Source organism: Actinomyces procaprae (genome assembly GCF_004798665.1).
Lineage (GTDB): Bacteria > Actinomycetota > Actinomycetes > Actinomycetales > Actinomycetaceae > Actinomyces > Actinomyces procaprae.
This window is the reverse complement of record NZ_CP039292.1, coordinates 1,152,305-1,172,322: the sequence shown is the minus strand read 5'-3', so window position 1 is coordinate 1,172,322 and position 20,018 is coordinate 1,152,305. Positions and strand designations below refer to the sequence as shown.

Annotated in this window: 16 protein-coding genes and 2 tRNA genes; 9 read left to right on the top strand and 9 right to left on the bottom strand. The window is 67.9% G+C overall.

From position 1 onward, the window contains the following. Positions 1-86 precede the first annotated feature (86 nt). Positions 87-1,103 (bottom strand): FecCD family ABC transporter permease, encoded by a 1,017-nt coding sequence (locus tag E4J16_RS04615; protein WP_136313387.1) that lies wholly within the window; start codon positions 1,101-1,103, stop codon positions 87-89. 24 nt (positions 1,104-1,127) lie between these two features. On the opposite strand from E4J16_RS04615, the gene E4J16_RS04610 reads away from it, so the two are divergent. The 6 genes from E4J16_RS04610 (at position 1,128) to E4J16_RS04585 (ending at position 7,429) form a co-directional block, all read left to right on the top strand. Further along, the gene (locus E4J16_RS04610) at positions 1,128-2,186 is read left to right on the top strand and encodes an ABC transporter substrate-binding protein (protein ID WP_136313386.1); all 1,059 of its coding nucleotides are present in this window, start codon (positions 1,128-1,130) and stop codon (positions 2,184-2,186) included. Between the two features lie 42 nt (positions 2,187-2,228). Beyond that, on the top strand, positions 2,229-3,041 hold the full coding sequence (locus E4J16_RS04605) for an ABC transporter ATP-binding protein (protein WP_136314584.1): 813 nt from the start codon (positions 2,229-2,231) through the stop codon (positions 3,039-3,041). A gap of 160 nt (positions 3,042-3,201) precedes the next feature. Continuing rightward, a complete protein-coding gene (locus E4J16_RS04600; RefSeq protein ID WP_136314583.1) occupies positions 3,202-4,221 on the top strand; it encodes a zinc-binding dehydrogenase in 1,020 nt (339 codons plus the stop codon). Positions 4,222-4,225: 4 nt separating this feature from the next. After that, positions 4,226-4,870, top strand: coding sequence for a DapH/DapD/GlmU-related protein (locus E4J16_RS04595; protein ID WP_240038268.1), 645 nt, complete (start codon positions 4,226-4,228; stop codon positions 4,868-4,870). Between the two features lie 184 nt (positions 4,871-5,054). Then, entirely contained in the window at positions 5,055-6,494 is a 1,440-nt protein-coding gene (locus tag E4J16_RS04590) for an Eco57I restriction-modification methylase domain-containing protein (RefSeq protein ID WP_136192813.1), read from the top strand. Beyond that, positions 6,491-7,429 (top strand): BsuBI/PstI family type II restriction endonuclease, encoded by a 939-nt coding sequence (locus E4J16_RS04585; protein WP_136313385.1) that lies wholly within the window; start codon positions 6,491-6,493, stop codon positions 7,427-7,429. The genes E4J16_RS04590 and E4J16_RS04585 overlap by 4 nt, the downstream gene beginning before the upstream one ends. 34 nt (positions 7,430-7,463) lie before the next feature. Here the strand turns inward: E4J16_RS04585 and E4J16_RS04580 are convergent, their stop codons facing one another. Beyond that, on the bottom strand, positions 7,464-8,552 hold the full coding sequence (locus tag E4J16_RS04580) for a sensor histidine kinase (protein ID WP_168709461.1): 1,089 nt from the start codon (positions 8,550-8,552) through the stop codon (positions 7,464-7,466). A 139-nt stretch (positions 8,553-8,691) separates the two neighbouring features. On the opposite strand from E4J16_RS04580, the gene E4J16_RS04575 reads away from it, so the two are divergent. Further along, positions 8,692-9,372, top strand: a complete 681-nt coding sequence (locus E4J16_RS04575; RefSeq protein ID WP_136313384.1) for a response regulator — start codon at positions 8,692-8,694, stop codon at positions 9,370-9,372. An 11-nt stretch (positions 9,373-9,383) separates the two neighbouring features. On the opposite strand, the gene E4J16_RS04570 is transcribed toward E4J16_RS04575, so the two are convergent. From E4J16_RS04570 to E4J16_RS04560, 3 genes are all read right to left on the bottom strand, one after another. Next, the gene (locus tag E4J16_RS04570) at positions 9,384-11,822 is read right to left on the bottom strand and encodes an FtsX-like permease family protein (RefSeq protein WP_240038267.1); all 2,439 of its coding nucleotides are present in this window, start codon (positions 11,820-11,822) and stop codon (positions 9,384-9,386) included. A gap of 53 nt (positions 11,823-11,875) precedes the next feature. Continuing rightward, the gene (locus E4J16_RS04565; RefSeq protein ID WP_136192809.1) at positions 11,876-12,664 is read right to left on the bottom strand and encodes an ABC transporter ATP-binding protein; all 789 of its coding nucleotides are present in this window, start codon (positions 12,662-12,664) and stop codon (positions 11,876-11,878) included. A 391-nt stretch (positions 12,665-13,055) separates the two neighbouring features. Continuing rightward, on the bottom strand, positions 13,056-15,524 hold the full coding sequence (locus E4J16_RS04560; protein ID WP_136313382.1) for an ABC transporter permease: 2,469 nt from the start codon (positions 15,522-15,524) through the stop codon (positions 13,056-13,058). Positions 15,525-16,525: 1,001 nt separating this feature from the next. Here E4J16_RS04560 and hisN point away from each other — a divergent pair. Next, positions 16,526-17,359, top strand: a complete 834-nt coding sequence (gene hisN, locus E4J16_RS04555; RefSeq protein ID WP_136192807.1) for a histidinol-phosphatase — start codon at positions 16,526-16,528, stop codon at positions 17,357-17,359. Positions 17,360-17,550: 191 nt separating this feature from the next. After that, positions 17,551-18,414, top strand: a complete 864-nt coding sequence (locus E4J16_RS04550) for an undecaprenyl-diphosphate phosphatase (protein WP_136192806.1) — start codon at positions 17,551-17,553, stop codon at positions 18,412-18,414. 267 nt (positions 18,415-18,681) lie between these two features. Here E4J16_RS04550 and E4J16_RS04545 read toward each other — a convergent pair. The 4 genes from E4J16_RS04545 to rsfS all read right to left on the bottom strand — a co-directional run bounded on the left by E4J16_RS04545 (position 18,682) and on the right by rsfS (position 20,010). Next, a tRNA-Ala gene (locus E4J16_RS04545) sits at positions 18,682-18,754 on the bottom strand. A gap of 37 nt (positions 18,755-18,791) precedes the next feature. Further along, positions 18,792-18,864: transfer RNA gene (locus E4J16_RS04540), tRNA-Ala, on the bottom strand. Between the two features lie 130 nt (positions 18,865-18,994). Continuing rightward, a complete protein-coding gene (locus E4J16_RS04535) occupies positions 18,995-19,603 on the bottom strand; it encodes a histidine phosphatase family protein (RefSeq protein WP_136192805.1) in 609 nt (202 codons plus the stop codon). A 26-nt stretch (positions 19,604-19,629) separates the two neighbouring features. Continuing rightward, a complete protein-coding gene (gene rsfS, locus E4J16_RS04530) occupies positions 19,630-20,010 on the bottom strand; it encodes a ribosome silencing factor (protein WP_136192804.1) in 381 nt (126 codons plus the stop codon). Between the last annotated feature and the right edge of the window lie 8 nt (positions 20,011-20,018).

The window sequence follows — 20,018 nt, the reverse complement described above, 5'->3', positions numbered from 1 at the left end:
CTTCGAGCGCCTGGCGACGACGTCGGAGGGCGGCGCGGTCGGCCCGCCCGGGAATTCGGGATTGCCTGCGCGGTGCGGGGCCGTGTTCACCGGGTCGCCTCCCCGCGTCGCAGCACCATGGCCAGTAGTACGGGGCCGCCCAGAAAGGCGGTGACCACGCCGGCCTCAAGCTCGTCGGGGCGGATCAGGACGCGTCCCAAGATGTCCGCGGCCAGCAGCAGTATCGGCCCGGCCACCAGGGATGCGGCCAGCAGCCGCCGCTGGTCAGCGCCCATGACCAGCCGCAGCACATGGGGAACCACCAGCCCGACGAAGGAGATGGGACCCACTGCCGCCGTCGCCGCCCCGCACAGCAGCGTGATGGCGGCCAGGGCGAGTGCCCGGGCCCGCCCCAGCCGGGCGCCGAGCGCGGCGGCCTGCTCCTCGCCCAGAGCCATGATGTTGAGGGTGTGCCCGGAGGCGAGGGCCAGGGCGAGCCCGGCGGCGAGGAACGGGGTCACCCAGGCCAGCAGGGTCGCGTCGCGGCCCTCGAGGGCGCCCACCACCCAGAAGCGGTAGGAGTCGAAGGCACTCGTGTCGTACAAGGTGATGGTGCCGGTGATGGCGTTCAGGCTGGCCCCCAGGGCGATGCCGGCCAGGACCAGGCGGGTCGGGCCGGCCTCACGGCTGCGGCGGGCCATGAGCTGGACCAGGGCGGCGGCCAGTGCCGCCCCGGCGAAGGCGAACCAGAGATAGCCGGATACGGTGGTGATGCCGCCGAGCCAGACGGACAGCACCACCGCCAGGGAGGCGCCGGCGTTGACGCCGAGGATTCCGGGCTCGGCCAGGGGGTTGCGGGTCAGCGCCTGCATAACCACCCCGGCGACGGCCAGGGCGGCGCCGGTTACGACCGCCAGGAGGGTGCGGGGCAGGCGCAGCCGCCACACGATGAGGGATGCGATCGAGTCGTCGTGGGCGCGCACTCCCTCCCAGGCCTCGGCGAGGGCGAGTGGCCGGGAGCCGACGGCGAGGCTGAGCAGGCACAGGGCGGCCAGCACGGCGAGGCCGCCGCACAGCGCCCCCGCGTCCAGGGCGAGGGGACGGAGACCACTTGCACGGAACACAGTTCTTTAGGATAGCCTCACCGCATGAGTTCTCTGTTCTCGCGCCGCACCGCCCTGGGCGTGCTCGGCGCAGCCGTCGCCGTTCCCGTCATCGCCGCCTGCTCCGGCTCCACGACCTCCACCGCCACCGGCTCCTCCGCAGCCTCCGCCGGGGCCACCGACACGGTCGGCACCGCCGCGGCCGACGCCGTCGTCCCCACCACCATTCCCGAAGGCATGGGCTCCGGTCAGGGCGACGACGTCTTCCCCCGCACTGTCACCCACTTCCTGGGCGAAACCACCGTCGAGGCCGCGCCCGAGCGGGTCGTGATCATCTCCACCGGCCAGCTGGACGCCGCCCTGACCCTCGGCGTCGTTCCGGTCGGCGCCACCTCCGGGGACGGCGCCGGCACCGTCCCCGACTACCTGCCTACCGCCTTCCCCGACGACGCCGACGCCCTGGCGGCGATCACCGACGTGGGCTCGCGCACCGAGCCGAGCGTGGAGGCGATCGCAAATCTCTCTCCCGACCTGATCCTGATGAATATCGCGGGCAAGGACGCCGAGTCCCTGTACGGCTCACTGAGCGAGATCGCCCCGACCGTGGCCACACAGGGCACCGGCCAGTACTGGAAGCAGGACTTCCTGCTGCTGGCAGACGCCCTGGGCAAGCCGGAAACGGCCCAGGCGTGGATGGAGTCCTTCCATGCCGACGCCGCTTCCGCCGGCGAGGACATCGCCGACAACGTGACCGTGTCCCTGCTGCGCAAGAACGGCGACCGCACCCGCATCTTCGGGGCCGTCTCCTTCGCCGGCTCGGTGCTGGCCGACATGGGCGTGGCCCGCCCGGACACGCAGACCTTCACCGATGACACTTCCATCGACATCTCCGAGGAGCAGCTCGACCAGGCCGACGCCGACTGGATCCTGTTCGGCGTACAGGGCGGGGACGCCTCCGAGCTGACCGGCATGTCGTTGTGGCCGACGCTGTCTGCCGTGCAGGCCGACCAGGTCGTGCAGGTGGAGGACGACCCCTTCTACCTCAACGCCGGCCCGACGGCGGCCCGCTTCGTCCTGGACGCCGTCAGCGCCACGGTGAAGTGAGCGTCGTCGCTCACGAGCGGTAGCGGGAACGCCGTGCAGACCATGGCCGAGACCGCCCCGGGCCGGAGCGTGCTCCAGACCCGGGGCGTATGCCTGTCCTACCACCCCGAGCACCCGGTCATCGACGAACTGACCGTCCGGGTCGAGCCGGGCGAGGTAACGATGATCGTCGGCCCGAACGCCTGCGGGAAGTCCACGCTGCTGCGCGCCCTCAGCCGGGTGCTGGCCCCCGACTCCGGCCAGGTGCTGCTGAACGGGGAGGACGCGGCGGGTATCCGCCCGAAGTCCTTCGCCCGGAAGGTCGGCATGCTCGCCCAGTCCTCGATCGCCCCCACCGGCATTACCGTGCATGAGCTGGTGGCCCGCGGCCGCTACCCCTACCAGTCGCTGCTGCACCAGTGGTCCAGGCAGGACGACCAGGCGGTGGCGGAGGCGATGGAGCGCACTCAGGTGACCGGCCTGGCCCGCAGGCGGGTTGCCTCCCTGTCGGGAGGGCAGCGGCAGCGGGTGTGGATCGCGATGGCGCTGGCGCAGCGCACCGACGTGTTGCTACTGGACGAGCCCACCACCTACCTGGATCTGGCCCACCAGGTGGAAGTGATGGAGCTGTGCCGGGAGCTGAACGCCGAGCTGGGCACCACGATCGTGGCGGTCCTGCACGACTTGAACCAGGCGTGCCGCTACGCGGATCGGATCATCGCCATGCGCTCGGGCCGCATCATGGCCAATGGGGCGCCGCAGGAGGTGATCACCCCACAGCTGGTGCAGGCGGTGTTCGGCCTGGAGGTGCACGTGACCCCGGACCCGCTCACGGACACCCCGCTGGTTCTGCCGCTGCCGCGCAGGATGCAATAGTCGGCAGGCGCGGCGGCGTGTCGCCAGGCCCTGGCAATACCTGGCGACGGACGCCGGGACGGTTTTAACCTTGTCAGCAAGGTTCAACCGATGCGGATCGTCCGCCCGCATCATCCCGAGTCGAGGAGTATTCGTGACCGCCACAACTCTGCCCGAGACCATGCGCGCCGTCATCATGCGCGCCCCCGGCGACGTCGTCGTCGAGGACGTGGAGGTGCCCCGCGTGGTCAAGCCCACCGACGTCGTCATCAAGCTGGCCGCCGCCTGCATCTGCGGCTCCGATCTGTGGCCCTACCGCGGCCTGGAGGATGTGGAGAACCGCCGTATGGGGCACGAGTACGTCGGCACCATCGTGGAGGCCGGCGACGAGGTCAAGACCCTCAAGGTCGGCGACTTCGTGATCGGCTCCTTCATGCTCTCGGACGGCACCTGTGAGATCTGCCAGGCCGGCTACCCGTCCCGCTGCGCCAACGCCGGCTCCTACACCGGCTCTCAGGCGCAGTACATGCGCGTGGAGCTGGCCGACGGCTCGCTGGTGGCCGTGCCCGGCGGCGAGCCCGACGACCCCGACCGCCTGGCCGACTACCTGGCCGCCTCCGACGTGCTGGGCACCGGCTGGTTCGCCGCGGTGGCCGCCGAGGCCGGACCGGGCAAGACCATCGCCGTGGTCGGCGACGGTGCCGTGGGCCTGTCCGCGGTGCTGGCCGCCAAGGCGCTCGGCGCCGAGAAGGTCATCGCCTTCTCCCGCCACGAGGACCGGGCCGCCCTGGCCCGCGAGTTCGGCGCCGACGTCGTCATCCCCGAGCGCGGCGAGGAGGGCGCCGCCAAGGTCAAGGAACTGACCGGCGGCTACGGCGCCCACGGCGTGGTCGAGGCGGTCGGCAACCAGGTCTCCATGGACCAGGCCATCGCCTCCTGCCGGCCCGGCGGCTACGTCGGCTTCGTGGGCGTGAGCCACGACCAGCAGATAGAAGGCATTGGCCTGTTCTTCTCCCAGGTGCACCTGCACGGCGGCCCCGCCCCGGTGCGCCGCTTCCTGCCGGACCTGATCAAGCGCATCCAGGCCGACGAGATCCACCCCGGCAAGGTCTTCACCTCCCGCATCCCGCTCGACGACGCCGCCGCGGGCTACAAGGCCATGGACGAGCGCCGCGAGATCAAGGTCCTGCTGGAGGTCTGAGCCGATGACATCCGCGGCTCAACCGCCGCAGGCAGCGCCGTCGTCGGGCATGCAGCCCGGCGGCGGCGCCGTCCTCGGCCCGCAGGACCTTGTGGCCCACACGGCCGCGGGACTGCCGATAGCATCTGACTCACCGTTGAAGAGTGTTTCCGGCCGGGCTATGCAGGACGCCCTGCGGGTGACGGCCGAACTCAACGGGCCTTACCGCACCCCCGCTGAGGTTCAGGACCTTTTCGCACGCCTCACCGGCTCGCCGGTGAACCGGACCCTGAACCTGACCCCGCCCTTCCACACGGACTTCGGCCGCAACATTCACATCGGAGACAACGTCTTCATCAACGCCGGCTGCTGCTTCCAGGACCAGGGCGGCATCAGCATCGGCAACCGGGTGCTGATCGGCCATCGCGTGGTGCTGGCGACCCTCAACCATGCCGAGCCCGTGGCCGAGCGCGGCACGCTGCTGCCCGCCCCCATCAGCATCGGCGACGACGTGTGGATCGGGGCGGGCGCCGTCGTCTGCCCGGGGGTAAGTATCGGGACCGGTGCGATCGTGGCCGCCGGGGCGGTGGTCACCCGGGATGTGCCCGCGGGCGTTGTGGTGGGCGGCGTGCCCGCCCGGGTGCTGCGCGAAGTGAGGACGTCGGACTAGCGGCGACCAGACCTCCCGCCGCTCCCTGCACCCGCTCATCCGAGAACAAGTCCTTGCCGACGCGGAGACTCTCTACGCCGCGGCCTAACCCGCCCGACTTGGCCGAGTGCCTGGACGCGTTTCTCAGCACCGAGGATCACTAGCCAGCAAGTTCGTGTCGTTGGGTGCCGGTACGCTGGTTGGTATGAATCTTCTGGAGCGTGCCGCAAACCGGCGCCAGGCGGCGCTGGTCGAGCTTGACACGGCTAATCAGGTCGCGCTGGGGCAGTTCTTCACGCCTGTTGCGGTCGCGCAGATCATGGCCGACCTGGTACACCTGCCGGAATCGGGCACGCTGCGGGTGCTGGACCCCGGCGCGGGGTCAGGCATGTTGTCCGCCGCCGTGGTGGATCGAGTGCGGCGGGAACGCCCGAATGTACGCGTGACGGTTACAGCCGTTGAGTTGGACGAGCGATTGTGGCCAGCCCTGACCGAGACCCTTGCCGACTGTGAGTCAGCGGGAGGTGTACGCACGTCGCTGGTCAAGAACGACTTCGTGCAGTGGGCGCTGCACACAGACGAGCGATTCGATCTAGTAATTCAGAACCCGCCGTATCACAAGATCCGTGCCCGCTCGGCGCTGGACGCTGACCTGCGCAGCGCGGGCATAGCCGTACCGAACATCTACGCCGGCTTCATGGCGCTCGGCACGCTCCTGGTCAATACCGGGGGGCAGCAGGTGTCTATCACACCGCGCTCATGGATGAATGGCACCTACTTCGGTCAGTTCCGCCGCACCTTGCTAGCGTCGTTCGGGATCGACGCCATACACACCTTCCATTCACGCTCCGAGGTGTTCGGTGACCTGGGAGTGCTCCAGGAGACAATCATCGTATCCGCTACGCACGGCTCACAACCGGAGACGGTTCGTCTCTCCTCGTCGGTGGATCACCGCGACGCGCCCGCAGCACGGCACGTGCCGGCTTCCCAGGTGGTGACGGGTGACTTTGTGTTTGTGCCTGCATCAGCCCAGGATGCCGAGGCGGTCGAATGGATGGCCTGTGCACGGTATACGCTCGCAGAGCTCGGTCTGACGGTGTCGACCGGGCGCGTGGTGGACTTCCGGGCCCGCGAGTACCTGATGCAGGAGCCGTCCGACGGCGCCGCACCGATGGTGTATCCGGCGAACATCACCCAGCAGCGAGTGTTTCATCCCCGCAGCAGCGTGAGGAAGCCGCAGTGGTTCCACGCGGCAGAGACGGTACACTCAAAGCTCCTGATTCCGGCGGGTACCTATGTTCTAGTCAAGCGCTTCTCCGCCAAGGAGGAGAACCGGCGTCTGGTGGCAGCCGTGTGGTCTGACGACAGCAGGCAACCGGCATTCGACAACAAGCTGAACTACATCCACTGCTCCGGGCACGGGCTGGAGCAGCAGGTTGCTGCCGGCTTAGCAGTATGGCTGAACTCGAAACCGGTTGACGACTACTTCCGGGTCTTCTCCGGACACACCCAGGTCAACGCCGGCGACCTGCGGCAGATGCGGTTCCCGAGCCTGGACCAGCTGCGCCGACTCGGCGAGAGCACGCACGATCCTGAAGAGGCCATCCGCAGGGTAATGGGCATGACACGCATGGAGGCCGCATGAGCACCGTCCAAGAGGCGCAGGCAATCCTCCGCGCATTCGACTTCGACCGGCAACGGACAAACGAGCAGGCAGGCCGCACGCTACTTGCTCTGGCAGGACTGGATGAGAACAGCGCGTGGGCCGATGCCACAAACAAGCGGATGGGCGTGCGGCAGATCCTAGACTGGATGCGCGGACCACTAAATCATCCAATCGCGGAGAACACGCGGGAGACCATACGTAGGTTCGTGCTACACCAGTTCGTTGACGTAGGCTTCTGCCTCCATAACGACGACGACCCCTCGCGGGCGACCAACTCGTCAAAGAACAACTACCGACTGAATCCGGAAGCCTTGCTGACGATCCGGCTCTACGGAACCCCCGACTTCGGCCCCGCTATTGAAGAGTACGTCGCTGAGGCGGGCAGTCTCGCCGCCAAGTACCAAGCTGCCCGCGATCTGGCCCGTATCCCCGTGACCACGCCCGAGGGGGATACTTTCACGTTGAAGGCAGGCGGACAGAACGTCCTCATCAAGGCGATGGTTGAGGAGTTCTGCACATACTTCGTGCCCGGCGGTGAGATCCTCTATGTCGGCGATGCCGACCAGAAGCTGGCAACGTTCGAGCGCGAGCGCCTCGCCGCCCTCGGCGTCGATATAGACGAGCGCGGGAAGATGCCTGACCTCGTGGTCTACCAACCCGACAAGAACTGGCTGTTCCTGATGGAGGCGGCCTCGACCCACGGACCCGTGGATCACATCCGCTACAGCCAGCTGTCGGGCCTGTTCTCGGGCTCAACTGCCGGTCTTGTGTACGTGTCCTGCTTCCCCGATCGCGCGGTGATGCGTAGGTTTCTCCCCGACCTGGCGTGGGAGACGGAGGTCTGGCTGGCGTCCGATCCCACCCACATGATCCACTTGAACGGTGAGAGGTTCTTGGGGCCGTATCAGCACTGACGCAGGCGACCTGCCCGCCGCCTCTCGCCATCAATCATCCAGCCGCCGCACCTCGGACCGGGACGCTGAAGGTAACCGTCCAGCGCGATTCGCCCCGATTGATCACGAAGTCACCACCGAGGCTCTCAACGCGACGCTGCGCGTCTGCCAGGCCAAGCCCGGAGGAGAGCGCACGGTCCTTGGTATGGGCCGCATCGACCGTGTTCGTCACCATACAATCGAGAGCGCGATCGTCGGTCTCGATCGTAATCCTGGCGAGTCCCTCGGCGGGCGTGTGCTTGGCGGCGTTGTCAACGAGCTCGTTGATAACACGCAGCACCTGCTGTTGCGCGCCCGGAGTAAAGATCGACTCCGTGAGCAGTTGTGTCCCATCGGTCTCCAGGCGGGCCCCGCGATCGGCAAGCACACGATCCGCATCCGCCAGGGTCTGCGCGAGCGGCCGTGGTGGCCTTGAGGCCACTCGGAGCACGACATCATCGCCGTCGTCTGTGCTCATGCTCCGCAGACCGCGCCGCAGTTGCGCCACCGCCATACGCACCGGTTCAATAATGACGTCGAGTTCCCGGCTCAGTTGCTCGTCGTCGGCGTGAGCTATCTTGAACTGCTCGCCCATCAGCACCGCGTAGGTGAGGTCACGTGCGACCGTGTCGTGCAGCTCCGAAGCCATGAGCCTGCGCTGCCGCAGCCGAGACTCGAGCCTACGCCGCGCGGCGCTGCGGGCTTGTTCGCGCTGGAACCGGAGCATTTCCCCAAGCACTATGCACGGAACTCCCACCATGGCTGGCCATACGAGCCTGCTCCATAAAGGCTCGTCGGCGACCGTTGTCAACAGCACCGGCAGCGTGATCATGCAGGCTAGCGAGTACACCATCCACCGGGGCTGACCGCGCGCGAGCAGCATGGCCACCACGCCCCATGCGGCCATGGTGGCCAAGAGCCCCGTTTCTTGGGGTATGGATGCTGCGATCCAGGTGACTACAACACTCGCCACGGTACCGACCGCCGGCGCGACCGAGGTCAAAGGCAGAGCGAGAACAGCCAGAACAGTGAGACTGATGGCTACCGGATCTCTCGGAGACGGGGACGTGAAGAAGAATGCAATGGTGAACAGGAAGACCCCCATGCCCGCGTGCAGCAGATGAGTGCGCAGCGTAGGCCACGCACCAGACCCGTCTTGGACGGGGTGAAGGGATGATCGTGGAAAAAGATAAAGCATGATGGCAGTACACGGTGAGGACAGTCTCCGGCTTAAGCTTAGTGGCATGTCCAGCTCTGACATGCTTCCCGCTGAGACGACGCATACGTCCCCGATCCGTGTAGCCGTGGTCGACGACGACGCCTACGTCCTGCGCGCGCTGCAGGCCTACCTCGATAAGCCCCCGCGGCTGCAGGTGCTAGGCGCCTTCAGGTCCGCGGCCGACGCGCTCGAGTTCGTGCGCGGCACTGACATTGACGTCGTCCTCACCGACGTGGCCATGCCCGGCATGGACGGGCTTGAGCTGTTGTCTCGGCTGAAACAGGAGTCCCCGGAGACCGCCGTGGTGGTGCTCACGGGTTTGGATGACGACACATCCATGCTGGACGCGCTGAGGCGGCATGCGAATGGCTTCCTACTCAAGAGCGCCGAACCGGACGATGTGGTCCGTGCCGTCCTCGCCGCCTACGACGGCGGTACTCCCCTCTCGCCGGATGCCGCCTCCAAACTGGTCACCAACCACCTGCGCCCGGTGATGCCGGACCGGGCGCCCGGCGTCACCGAGGCGGAGCACGACGTGCTCGTCCTACTGTGTGATGGCATGTCCAACGCGGAGATCGCTGAGCAGCTGAGTATTGCCGAGAGCACCGTGAAGCGGCATGTATCCAGTCTGATGCGCAAGTACGGGGTGAACTCCCGGCTCAGGCTCGTCGTCGCCGTCAATAAGGCGGGGCACCTGCCGTCCTGAAGGCGCCAGCTTCAGTCCTGAGCAATCGCGGTGACCGGAACTACCGACGCGGCACGGATGCTGGGGCGCAGGGCTGCTAGCACACCGACCGCCGCGGCTGCAAATAGGATCGCCACCAGCCATAGCCAGGGCACCCGCAGTACCAGGTCCGACCCGGTGTCGGTGCCCATAGCGGACGCTACGCCCGCCAGGCCCAGCACCGCCCCCAGGACGACTCCGATCACGCCGCCCAGCAGCGAGGTCAGTACCGCCTCGGTGATGAAGAGTCCTCCTACCTGACGCCGTTGTACGCCGGTGGCGCGCAGCACCCCGATCTCTCGGACCCGTTCCAGCACGCTCACGTCCGTGGTGTTGGCCATGCCGGATAGGGCGATCAGGAGCGTGAAGGCCAGTACCACCGCGATAACCGCCATAATCCAGTTGAGGTACTCCGTGAATGTGGTGCGGCCTGCTGCCGAGGTCGTGATGTAGTAGCCCTCTCCCTGTAGGAGTTGACGCACCTGCGAACCTGCCTCCGCGTTACTGCCGTCTCCGACGGTGCGCACCCACAGGGATGTCATTGTAGAGTTGTCCCCGACCAGCTTCTTTGCGACCACGGGCGTAATGACCGGCCCGAAGCCGCCCTCCTCCACGTGTACGGTCAGTTCGGCACTGCCCGCAGGTCCTGTGAGCGTCACGGGTGTGCCTTCGGGAAGGTCGTAGATTCCTCCAACAATCAGCGTGTTGTCATCAAGGCCCTCCAAGCCCGTATGAGAGCGGATGACCGGAGCGACTTCAGCCACATCCACTGCGGATACAGTGATCTTATTGTCCGCCGTCGTTTCCGGAGAGATACCCACATCGAACGTCGGCACCAGGACCGTCCGCTCTACGTCGTCCACGTTCTCTACCCGTGCGGTCAGTACTGACGTATCAGCATCAGCCGGGATTGCACTGACCCGGATGTCTATGGGACTGCCACTACTGATATATCCATCCATGGACGCTCGAACGCTGACGATACCGGTGACCAGGGTGGAGGCCACGGCCACGGAGACCAGCAGCGAGGCAGTAGTAGCGGCGGAGCGCCCCGGGTTACGGGCCAGATTGCGGGTGGCGAGCTGCAACACCGGTCGACGCGAACCGCCAGCGAGTCGCTCCGTGACACGACAGGCGCCGATAACCAGCAGCGGCAGTCCTACCAGCACACCCAGTACCAGAATCACTGCGCCCACAGCCGTGTACTCAATGACCCGCATCTGAATGCTCAATCCGATAATGACCAAACCGATTACGACTACCACCAGCCCGACGATTGCGCTGATCATGCGCCGACGGCTGAGAGAGCGCTCATCGGCCACCTGCCCGGTCAGGGCCACCAGGGGCGAGACTCGGGTGGCGCGGCGTGCCGGACGCAGCACCGCCACCAGTGTCACCGCGGTTCCGAGGAGTACACCCAATAGGAGTGAACGCCAGGACACCGTGAAATATTGCCGTTCCAGGCCTTCGATCAATCCAGCGCGCGACACCAGTGCAGCCAGTCCCACGCCAAGCCCGGCGCCCAGCACCGAGCCCACCAACCCGGTGATAAGCCCGGTGCGCAGCACCGATCCGAGCACCTGGCGGCGGGTCGCGCCGATGCAGCGCAGCAGACCGGTCTGGCGCGCCTGCCGGGCCACCATCGTACTGAACGTCGTCGCGATCACGATTCCCGCAACCACGGCGCACACCGGCCCCAGCAGCTGGAACAGTGTCATCGTCAACGAGTCCACCGCACTCTGCTCGGAAGTTCGCATGACCGCGATATCGGAAGCGGTATAAACACTCGCTCCCGGCTGAGAGGTCTGAACCGCCTGCTCGACCGAATTCATGAGCGCGTCAGTACTCGTACCCGATGATCCTGTTACGTAGAGCACTACAGGCGTATCCGGCACTCCGAGCACTGCACGTTCTTCCGCGGTCGCAAAGACATATTCACTAGCCGCGCCGTATCGGGTTATCTCAGCACCAGGCTCAATTATGCCCACAACCGTTGCAGTCGAGCTTATTCCAGTATCTGTGGCCGCTTTTTTGAAGGAGACGGTGCTTCCGACCTCAAGGTCCTGGACCTGCGCGGCGGCCGGGGAAAGGGCTACCTCTCCCTCCTTCTCCGGCAGACGTCCCGCCGTCAAGCGTGTGCCGCCCCCTATTTCGGGCACCTCCAGCACGAATACATGTGACACGTACGCGGAACCGGACGGGTGATCAATCCAAGTCGAGCCCTCAATGTAGGGACGCACACTGGCCACTCCCTCGGCGGCAGCGACGGCCTGGACCGCCTGTTCTGGCAGGGTCCCGTCCGTGGCGTCATCGTGACTGTCGGCGATGACGACCACATCCGCGTCGCCGACCGAAGCGCGAGCCGCCGCCGTCATCTGGGCGGTCGAAGAATCGGAGATGATAAGGCTGACAACTATGAGCGCCGCGCTCATGGCGACCGCCACCAGGGCGGCTACGGTGCGGCGCAGGTCGAGCATGGCGGGCATCAGTGCACCCCCTGCATGGCGGCCGCCGGGGCGGCGTGCTGGCCGGTTGGGCGAGCGAGCACGTCGTCGCCGACGATCCGCCCGTCCCGCAGCCGGACGATCCGGTTGGTGGCCCCGGCCGCGTTCTGATCGTGGGTGACCATGACCACCGTCTGGCCCAGGGCCTCGCACATGCGGGCCAGCGTCTCCAGCAGGGAGGCGGCCGAGGCGGTGTCCAAGGCGCCAGTGGGCTCGTCCGCGAAGATGACCTCCGGCCGCCCCACCAGGGCACGGGCCACCGCCACGCGCTGCTGTTGGCCGCCGGACAGCTCGCTGGGCCGGTGCTCCAGCCGGTCCCCGATCCCTAGGGAGTCGATGACGGCGTTGTACCAGTCCCGCTCGGGCTTGCGGTGAGCGAGCCGCAGCGGCAGCAGGATGTTCTCCTCCGCGGTCAGCTGCGGCAGCAGGTTGAAGGCCTGGAAGACGAAGCCGAGCTGGTCGCGGCGCACCGCGGTCAGCTGCCGGTCGTTCATCCGGGCCAGGTCCTTCCCGGCGATGAACACGCTGCCGGAGTTCGGGGTGTCCAGTCCGGCCAGGCAGTGCAGCAGGGTGGACTTGCCCGAGCCGGAGGGCCCCATGACGGCGACGAACTGGCCGCGGCTGACGGCCAGGGAGACGTGGTCCAGGGCGGTGACTTGCGCGCCGCCGGTGCCGTAGATCTTGGTGAGCATGCGGGCCTCAACCACCCGCGGCGCGGCGGGGTCGGCGCCGGACAGGCCCAGGTAGGTGGATTCGGCGGGATCGGACATCGGGGTTCCTCCGTAACGGCTTGAACTGGCTGACGGGTTAAACCCTAGGAACCCCAGAAACCATTGAAAATACGCCGAAAGACGGAACTATCGGACGGCCGCGGACAAAAGTCTCAGCGCCGTCTACTACCTTCGCACAACCCCTGTCTCACCCTCCGGCACGAGACCACGGTCACATCGACTCGGGGTAGTCCCTGACGCCAGACTTCCGCCCGGTACGAGCCGCGGCCCGCAGTAGGGACTGAAACGAGTGGCCAATCCAGAACGATGCTCCGGAACCGGCGTATGCGAGTCTTCAACGTCGAGTCGGCGCTGACCGAAACAACGTGACTGCGCCACCCGCTCGGTGCGGGTGGCGCAGTCAAATGCATTGGCGAGGCCGGGCCGAGCGCTACTCCTGAGCCAGCGCGCTGACCGGGGCGACGGCGGCGGCACGGCCGGCGGGACGTAGCGCCGCCAGCACGCCGATGGCCGCGGCGGCCAGCAGAATCCCGGCGAGCCCCACCCAGGGCACCTGCAGCACCAGGCGGTCCGCGGCATCGAGCCCGAATACGGCGACCACGGCCGCCATGCCGAACACCGTCCCCATAACCGCCCCGAGCAGCCCGCCCAGCAGCGAGGTGAGCACCGCCTCGGTGATGAACAGGCGCCGCACCTGGCCGCGCTGCACCCCGGTGGCGCGCAGCACCCCGATCTCCCGGAAGCGCTCCAGCACGCTCACATCGGTGGTGTTGGCCAGCCCGGACAGAGTGATCAGCAGGGTGAAGGCCAGCACCGCCACAATGATGGTGACAATGCGGCTCACCTGGTTGTTGAAGCTCGCGCGCTCGGTGGCGGAGGTGCTGACCACCAGGTCCGGCCGCTGCAGCGCGTCGCGCACCGCGTCGACCACGCTGGTGTCGGTGCCGTCCCCGGCGGTGCGCACCCACACGGATACGTCCGTGGCTTCGCCTCCGGACAGCTCCTCGGCGACGGCCGGGGTGACCACCGGCCCGATCCCGGCCTCGGCTAGATGCACGGTCAGCTCCCTGCTGCCCCCGGTGCCGGTGAGGGTGACGGCCGTCCCCTCCTGCAGACGGTACTCGCGGGAGAGGACCAGGGTGTCGTCGTCGAGGCCCTCCAGGCCCTTGTCAGAGCGCAGAACCGGGGCGGCCGCGGCCGGGTCCACCGCGGACACGGTGATCTCGTCAACCTCGTCGGCGCCCGGGGTGATGCCCACGTCCAGCACGGGGACCACCACCGTGCTCTCCACGCCGTCGGCCGCCTCCACCCGGGCGACCAGCGCCGCGTCGTCGTCGGCGGCGGTGATCCCGTCCACCCGGATGTCGACCGGTGCGCTGGCGCCGAGGATGGCGTTCATGGAGGCGTTGACGCTGGCAATGCCGGACAGGAGGGTGGCGCCGACCGTGACCGTGACCAGCAGTGAGGCGGTGGTGGCCGCGGCGCGACCCGGGTTGCGGGCCAGGTTGCGGGCGGCCAGGTGCAGCACGGGCCGACGGGCGCCACCGCCAAGCCGCTCCACCAGCCGGGCCCCGCCGACGACTATCAGCGGCAGTCCCGCCAGCACGCCCAGCACCATGAGCACCGCGCCCAGGGCCGTGCAGATGACCACCTGCGCCCAGATGCTCAGCCAGGTGATGCCCAGGCCGATCAGGGCCACCACCACTCCGGCGGCGGCGGTCCGCATCCGGCGGCGGCTCAGCGAACGCTCGTCGGCCACCTGCCCGGTCAGGGCCACCAGCGGCGAGACCCGGGTGGCCTGACGGGCCGGGCGCAGTACCGCCACCAGCGTCACCACCGTGCTGAGCACCACCGCCAGCACTATGGTCTGCCGGTCGACCGTCAGGTAATGAGCTTCCAGCCCGTCCACCAGCCCGGAGCGGACCAGCAGCGTGGCCAGCACCACGCCCAGGAGGCTTCCCACCGCCGAGCCCGCCAGGCCGGTGGCCAGGGCGCTGCGCAGCACCGAACCGAACACCTGGGCACGGCCCGCTCCGATACAGCGCAGCAGCCCGGTCTGCCGGGCCTGCCGCGCCACCAGGGTGGAGAAGGTCGTGGCAATCACTATCCCGGCCACCACCGCGCACACCGGGCCGAGCAGCTGCAACAGCATCTGCGTGGTGGAGTTCATGTCACCCATGTTCGACGCGCGCATCATCACGATGTCTGAGGCGGCGTAGACGTTCGCCTCCAGGCCGGCCACGTCGAGGGCCTGCGAGACGGAGTCCATGAGGGCCTGCGTGCTCGTACCCACGGTGGCGTTCACATAGAGGGCTGCCGGGGCCGTCGACAGCCCCAGGGCGGCTTGTTCATCGGCAGTGGCGAAGATGTACTGCTCACCGGTGCTCCAGCGGGTGATCTCGGGTCCGGGGGCGATCACGCCCACCACGGTCGCGGTGGCGGGGGCGGCGACCGGGTCTTCCTTGAGCGCCATGGCGCTGCCAACCGCGACGTCCTGCTCGGCGACCGAGGGCGAGACCGCGATCTCTCCCTCCTTCTCCGGCAGGCGCCCCTCTACCAGACGGGTGCTGCCGGACAGGGACGGCACGTCCAGCACGTAGGTGAACTCGGTGCCGCCGCCGCTGCCCATGCGGTCGATCCAGATGGTTCCCTCCGTATAGGTGCGCACACCGGCCGCGCCGGAGGCCGCCGACACCGTCTCGGCGGCGGCCTCGGACAGCTCCCCGCCCCGCTCGGGGAGGACGACGACGTCGGCGTTTCCGACGCTGGCGCGGGCGGCGGCGGTCATCTGGGTGGTGGCGGAGTCGGAGATGATGAAGCTGAAGACGATCAGGGCCGCGCTCATGGCCACCGCCACCAGGGCGGCCAGGGTGCGGCGCAGGTCGAGCATGGCGGGCATGGGTGGGGCTCCTTCGCTTGGGTTCCGTCCGCATCCGGGCGGCTGAGACTCACGCTACGAACCGCCCGGAGGATCCAAAACCTCACTTTGACGGATCTTTTCGGGTTTCTGCGGTACCAAAGCCTCACCGCCGCCTTACGACCTTCGGCCCGCGCATGCTCCTCCTGCGGTAGGAGTCCGCGCCCCGTCCGCCACGGTAATCGGGCTCTTCGCGTTTGTGGGTGTGGTGGCCGGCGTGTCTCCGGGTGAGGAGACCGGTGCGCCTGCCGGCTCACCACGGCGACCGTCGCCCGGCTGTCACTGATTGCACCACTTTACCTGCCCGGACGCGAGCCGCCTAGCGCAAATCGTTGAAATCATGCGGTTCTGTTGACCGGGTTCCCGGCGCGTCCCGGCGAAAGTGGTGCAATCTGTGACAGCTGGGAGCACCATCGGATGCTCACGGGCGCTGCGCGTTTGCGGGCGTGGTGGTGCGGGCCCGCGGGTGGTCGCGCTCGGGCGTACGAGGTCGTGCTCGGGCGCGCTGCTCGGCGTGCACCGGCCCGGCTAGGTGGTCGCGCTCGAGCGCGCGGGGTCGTGCCCGGACGTCCGGGCGGAGTCGGCGTGGGGCCCGTGCCGACGTTCTGAGGCTGACGAGGACATGTGGCCGGCGGGGGGTGTCCTCGGGGCGGTGTCGCGGGCGTCGAGCGAGTGGGGTCGAGGTCGGGGCGCGGTCGTTGGGTACGCCCCTTCGACGTCTACCACGCCCCTTCGGGCTCTGCCACGCCAGTTTGACCTCTGCTGAAGGGCCCAGACCCCTTCAGCAGACACCGAACCGGCGTAGTAAACCTCAAACCGGAGTAGTAGACCCCGAACCGGCGTAGCAGACGACGTCAGCGCAAACCACGCCGGCGAGCTGGCTCCCGGCTCAACCCACGCCCTCGAACGCGAAGCGCCGGTAATCGGGTGTTCTTCGGCCTCGTCGGAGCCGGAAGCGCGCGACATCCGTCTACCCTCGTGGCATGAGCAGCAATGCCGGTTCCTCCCCCACGTCCCCCGCAGCGGAGCGCCGTTGGCGCGACGACCTGCACCTGGCGCACACCATCGCCGACCAGGTGGATCCCCTCACTCAGGCACACTTCGATGCCCAGGACTTCGAGGTGGAGACCAAACCCGACCTGACCCCCGTTACCGCGGCCGACCGGGAGGCCGAGCGCCTCATCCGCGACTACCTGGCCCGCGCCCGCACCCGCGACTCCGTGCTCGGAGAGGAGTTCGGCACCACCGGCCACTCCCCCCGCCAGTGGGTGATCGACCCGATCGACGGGACCAAGAACTTCGTGCGGGGCGTGCCCGTGTGGGCCACGCTCATCAGCCTGGTCGAGGACGGCGAGGTCGTCGTCGGCCTGGTCTCCGCGCCCGCGCTCGGACGGCGCTGGTGGGCGGTACGGGGCGGCGGCGCCTGGACCGGCCGGTCCCTGGCATCGGCCCGCCGCCTGCACGTGTCCAGCGTGGCGAGCCTGGAGGACGCCTCCCTGTCCTACTCCTCACTGTCCGGCTGGGCCGAACACCGACGCCTGCGCGGCATGCTGTCGCTGATGCAGGCCTGCTGGCGCACCCGCGCCTACGGGGACTTCTGGTCCTACATGCTCCTGGCCGAGGGCGCGGTGGACCTGGCCGCCGAGCCAGAACTGGAGCTTTACGACATGGGCGCCCTGGTGCCGATCGTTCAGGAGGCGGGCGGCCGCTTCACCTCCCTGGCCGGCGAGGTGGGTCCCTGGGGCGGCAGTGCCGTCGCCACCAACAGCTTGCTGCATGAGGCGGTCCTTGGGCACCTGTCGGCCGAGACCGACTGATCCGCACCCCTCGTCGACGACGGGCGGGCCGCTATCCATCCTGTAGCGGGGCGCCGTCGTCGACGGGCCGAGGATCCCGACTCCCCGTCCCGGCCAGGCTGAGGCCGGTTCCACACGCCCGGGCGCGCACTGGGCGCCCCATGCCCGGTAGCCTCTCAGAGAACTTACTGCACCCGATCCCTGGGAGCCTCATGAACTGGCTGCACGCCGTCATCCTCGGCATCGTCGAGGGCATCACCGAGTTCCTGCCCGTGTCCTCCACCGGGCACCTGAATATCGTTGAGAAGCTACTGCACTACAACATCGACTCCGTGGGCATGACCGCGTTCACCGCGGTCATCCAGGTCGGCGCGATCCTGGCCGCCGTCGTCTACTTCTGGGGCGACATCGTGCGCATCGTGACCGCCTGGTTCAAGGGCCTGGCCAACGCCGAGGCCCGGACCGACCCCGACTACACCCTCGGCTGGGGCATCATCCTCGGCTCGATCCCCGTAGCCGTGATTGGCCTGTTGTTCAAGGACTTCATCGAAGTCACCGCCCGCTCCCTGTGGGTCATCGCGGGGGCGCTGATCCTGTGGTCGGCCGTAATGTGGCTGGCCGATCGGCGCAGCGACGGCCCGGCCGGGGCAGCCCACACCTCGACGGGTAAGGGCATGCGGGAGGTGTCGCTCAAGGACGCCCTGATCATCGGTACCTTCCAGGCACTGGCGCCGGTATTCCCCGGCATCTCACGCTCAGGCGCAACCATTTCCGCGGGACTGTTCCTGCGCTTCGACCGGGTCACCGCCACCCGTCTGTCCTTCTTCATGGGAATCCCGGCACTGCTCGCCGCCGGCGCCCTGGAGGCAGTAACCGCCGCGGGAGACATCTCCGAGACGGTCGGGTGGACCGCCACCCTGATCGCGACGGTCGTGTCCGGCCTGGTGGCCTACGCGACGATCGCCTGGCTGCTGCGCTTCGTCTCCTCGAACAAGTTCACCGGCTTCCTGGTTTACCGCGTCCTGCTGGGCCTCCTGATCATCGTGCTGGTCGGGACCGGAACCATCGCGGCCTGACTCACCTGGTACGAAGGCGGTTCCGCACTAGTCCACCGGCACGCGTCGGCCACTAACGGCCTCATTCCGGCCCGAGGGCCTCGGGGAAGGCCGATGGGCCTGCGCGACAGGAATGACTGGGGACACCAGGTCAGATCAGCGCGCTGCGCTCGCACGTGTGGCGGGTCACCGGCACACGTGCGAGCGCAGGGGCACTGGAAGCCCGCGAATCCCCGTGGAAACAACAAAGCCCCGCCAGAAGCGGGGCCAAGCACTTGAGAGTCTGCGTGGAGCTAGGGGGATTCGAACCCCCGACCTCTTCCATGCCATGGAAGCGCGCTACCAACTGCGCCATAGCCCCGTTAGGTGACCGACCCACCGCAGTGCGGTGGTGATCGTGGAGCTAGGGGGATTCGAACCCCCGACCTCTTCCATGCCATGGAAGCGCGCTACCAACTGCGCCATAGCCCCTCGCGGGCGTCGCCCTCACGTGGGCAACGCCCAAACTCTACGAACTCAGGCCCCTCCCGAGCAAATCAAAAACACGTGCCGTGCCTCACCTGCATGCCGCCGAGGGCCACATCCCCCGCGCTGCGGGAGTTCACCGTGCGTTCCACTTGGCCAGCATCCACCCGGGTTCCCGCTCCCCCGGCAGCACCACCGCGTAACGGCAGTTGTCCATGCTCCTGAGCCCGAACCATGCCGCAGAGTCCAGACCCAGCAGGTGGCTGACCCCGAGCGTTATGGCAGAGCCGTGCGAGACGACCACAATGGTGCGCTCATCGGACGCACCCTCGACCTGGAGGATGCGACGCAGCGTGCCGCCCACGCGCGCCGCAGTTGCCGCACGCGTCTCCACACCCACCCCGGTGGGGTCCTCTCCCCGGCGCCAGGCGGCGTACTCCTCGGGCCAGCGGGCCTCCATGTCGACGCGCGACAGCCCCTCCCAGCGCCCGAACGAGCGTTCGAGCAGCCCCTCATTGGACTCGATCTCCCCACCGGTGAGCTCGGCCAGAGCCTCCGCGGTCTGCCGAGCCCGGCTGAGCGGGGAGGAGACAATGCGGGTGGGGTTCAGCGCCGCCAGAGCAGGGGCTGCGGCACGAGCCTGCTTCTGGCCGACGGCGTTGAGGGGAATGTCGACACGGCCCTGCACGCGCATCTCCGCGTTGTAGTCGGTCTGCCCATGCCGCCACAGAACCAGCCTGGTCATGACCCTCACACCTCGATCCGCAATACTCAGGCCTCTAACGGCGCAGACGCATCCGCGTGCAGAGGGACCACCGGGCAGTCCTTCCACAAGCGCTCAATCCCGTAGTACTCGCGGTCCTCCTCCTGGAGCACGTGCACGACCACATCGGCGTAGTCCAGGAGCACCCAGTTGGCCTCTTCGAGTCCCTCCCGCGACCGCGCCTTCACCCCCGCGGCGAGCATGGCCTCTTCGACGGCGTCGACGACGGCACGCACCTGGCGTTCATTCGCCGCGGAAAGGATCAGGAAGACATCCGTGAATGCCAGACGCTCGGAGACGTCAATCGCGACGGCGTTCGCCGCCTTCTTCTCCGCGGCGGCATGGGCAGCGACAGCGGCCAGTTCAACGGCACGTTCAGTGGCGGACACGAGGCTCC

Bases quoted from the DNA above. Each gene is read 5' to 3' on its own strand.
- E4J16_RS04605 (WP_136314584.1), top strand. From the start codon at position 2,229: ATGGCCGAGACCGCCCCGGGCCGGAGCGTGCTCCAGACCCGGGGCGTA.
- E4J16_RS04595 (WP_240038268.1), top strand. From the start codon at position 4,226: ATGACATCCGCGGCTCAACCGCCGCAGGCAGCGCCGTCGTCGGGCATG.
- E4J16_RS04600 (WP_136314583.1), top strand. From the start codon at position 3,202: ATGCGCGCCGTCATCATGCGCGCCCCCGGCGACGTCGTCGTCGAGGAC.
- E4J16_RS04610 (WP_136313386.1), top strand. From the start codon at position 1,128: ATGAGTTCTCTGTTCTCGCGCCGCACCGCCCTGGGCGTGCTCGGCGCA.
- E4J16_RS04535 (WP_136192805.1), bottom strand. From the start codon at position 19,603: ATGACCAGGCTGGTTCTGTGGCGGCATGGGCAGACCGACTACAACGCG.
- E4J16_RS04575 (WP_136313384.1), top strand. From the start codon at position 8,692: ATGTCCAGCTCTGACATGCTTCCCGCTGAGACGACGCATACGTCCCCG.
- E4J16_RS04570 (WP_240038267.1), bottom strand. From the start codon at position 11,822: ATGAGCGCGGCGCTCATAGTTGTCAGCCTTATCATCTCCGATTCTTCG.
- E4J16_RS04560 (WP_136313382.1), bottom strand. From the start codon at position 15,524: ATGCCCGCCATGCTCGACCTGCGCCGCACCCTGGCCGCCCTGGTGGCG.
- E4J16_RS04590 (WP_136192813.1), top strand. From the start codon at position 5,055: ATGAATCTTCTGGAGCGTGCCGCAAACCGGCGCCAGGCGGCGCTGGTC.
- E4J16_RS04565 (WP_136192809.1), bottom strand. From the start codon at position 12,664: ATGTCCGATCCCGCCGAATCCACCTACCTGGGCCTGTCCGGCGCCGAC.
- E4J16_RS04550 (WP_136192806.1), top strand. From the start codon at position 17,551: ATGAACTGGCTGCACGCCGTCATCCTCGGCATCGTCGAGGGCATCACC.
- hisN (WP_136192807.1), top strand. From the start codon at position 16,526: ATGAGCAGCAATGCCGGTTCCTCCCCCACGTCCCCCGCAGCGGAGCGC.
- E4J16_RS04580 (WP_168709461.1), bottom strand. From the start codon at position 8,552: ATGGGGGTCTTCCTGTTCACCATTGCATTCTTCTTCACGTCCCCGTCT.
- E4J16_RS04585 (WP_136313385.1), top strand. From the start codon at position 6,491: ATGAGCACCGTCCAAGAGGCGCAGGCAATCCTCCGCGCATTCGACTTC.